Origin of the sequence: Streptomyces sp. SID3212 (genome assembly GCF_009865405.1) — a bacterium.
Classification (GTDB): domain Bacteria; phylum Actinomycetota; class Actinomycetes; order Streptomycetales; family Streptomycetaceae; genus Streptomyces.
Window position 1 is genome coordinate 1 of record NZ_WWJY01000089.1, and the last position, 1,960, is coordinate 1,960.

The 1,960-nt window shown below is 73.9% G+C and carries 1 protein-coding gene; it reads right to left on the minus strand.

Annotation, left to right across the window (positions count from 1 at the left end; translation table 11 throughout):
- Positions 1 to 1,960 (minus strand): SDR family NAD(P)-dependent oxidoreductase (locus GT042_RS02835; RefSeq protein WP_161307110.1); only part of this gene is annotated, 1,960 nt, incomplete at both ends.

Here is a 1,960-nt window from a genome sequence, read left to right on the forward strand (position 1 = left end):
CGGGGTCTCCTTCGGAGAAGCGGAACGCGGTTCCGCGGCGAGGACGGGGACCGGTTCGGTGCCGAGGGCGAGAACCGGGACAGGGACGGAAGGCTGATCCGGGACACGGACCGTGGCCGGGTCCGGGACCTCGGAGGGTTCCGGGGCGGCGGCGGGGTCCTGTCCGGAGGCCGGGCCCGAGGGAGCGGCCGGGAGTTCTCCGGCCAGGTGCTCCGCCAGCGCCCGCAGGGTCCGGCGGCGGGCGACCAGGGACGGCACAATGGCGGTCCGGTAGCGCTGTTCGAGTATGTCGAGCGCGTGCATCGCGGCGATCGAGTCCACCCCGTAGTCGGCGAGGTCCTCCTCCGGGTCCAGGTCCTGTTCGGACAGTTTCAGGACCCCGGCGAAGATCCCGACCAGTTCCCGGCAGAGCGCGTCGGCACTGACACCGGGCCGCTCGGCGCCGGCAGGACCGGGGCCGGCCGCCACGTCCGCCTCCCTGTCCTGGTCCGCTTCCCTGCCCTGATCCGCCCTCCCGTCCTGATCCGCCTTCCTGTCCTGATCCGCCTTCCTGTCCTGGTCCGCGCCGTGCATCGTCAGCCGCTGTTCAAGGCGTGCCACGTCGCCCCGGAACACGGCGAGTTGGCAGGCGTCGTGCCGCAGGGCGAACTCCAGGGCGGCGAGTCCGTCGGAGGTGTCCAGCGCTTCGAGGCCGTTGACTTCCAGCACGGTGCGTTCCACCGCGGGATTGATCCGCATGCCGCCTTCGGCCCAGAGCGGCCAGTTGACCGACAGGCTGCGTCCGTGCCGGGTGCCCCGGGCGCGCAGTGCTTCCCGGTGGTGGGCGAACGCGTCGAGGTAGCGGTTGCCGGCCGTGTAGTCGGTGGTGCCGACGGTGCCGAGAACCGAGGTGGTGGAGGAGAAGAGCAGGAAGTAGTCGAGCGGGGCCTCCCGGGTGGCCTCGTCCAGCAGCCGGGTGCCGAGGATCTTGGGTGCGGTGACCCGGTGGATCGCCGCGCTGTCCTTGTTGAGCAGCAGCCCGTCCTCGACCACCCCCGCCGCGTGCAGCACCCCGGTGAGCGGGCCGAGTTCGGCCACGACGTCCGAGACGGTCCCGGCGACCGAGAGCGGGTCGGTCACGTCACAGCTGTAGTACTGGGCCCGTGCGCCCAGCGCGACCAGTTCGGCGACCGCCGCCTCCTCGGCCGGTCCGCGCGCGGACCGGCCGAGGAGGGCGATCTCCACCCGGGCCCGTCCCGCGAGATGACGGGCGACCAGGCGGCCGAGTCCGCCCGCGCCACCGGTGATCAGGTAGGTTCCGCCGTCCCTGGCCACGGGCACGTCCGGGCCGTCGGCCGACAGGACACGCTTGAAGCCCAGCACTTCCCGGCCCACCGGGGTGACCCGGACCTCGATGTCCTGCCAGGCGGCGGCCTCGGCGAGCAGCGCGCGGCACTGCTCCGTACGGCCGAGAGCCGGATCCAGCCGTACCGTCTTCAGTGCCAGTTTGGGCTGTTCGCGCCGTACGCCGCGGGCGAAGCCGCCCACGGCGGCGTGCTCCGGGTCCTCCTCGGCCCCGGTGTGGGCGTACACGACGGGCAGGGTGGTCGCACAGGACGTCATCCAGGCGCGGGCCAGCGCGAAGGCCGCGGCGCGCGCCGGGGCACCGTCCTGGCCCAGCGGCCACAGATGCAGTACGGCAGCGGGGACGACGCCCTCGTCGCCGAGCGCCCGTGCCAGGGCGCGGTGGTCCTCCTCGGCCGACGGGTCGAGGGTGAACGTGTCGGCGCCCGTGCGGGCGAAGGCCGTTCCCGACCGCACGGCGATCACCCGGCCCGCCAGGCGGCGCAGTTCGGCGAGGCGTTCGCTGTCGTCGTCCAGCACCAGCAGGACGCCGTCGGGCCGGGCGCCGCTCGCGGTCGTGGGGGCCCACGCGGGCTCGTAGATCAGCAGGCCGGCGGGCGCCTCGACGGCCGCGTCC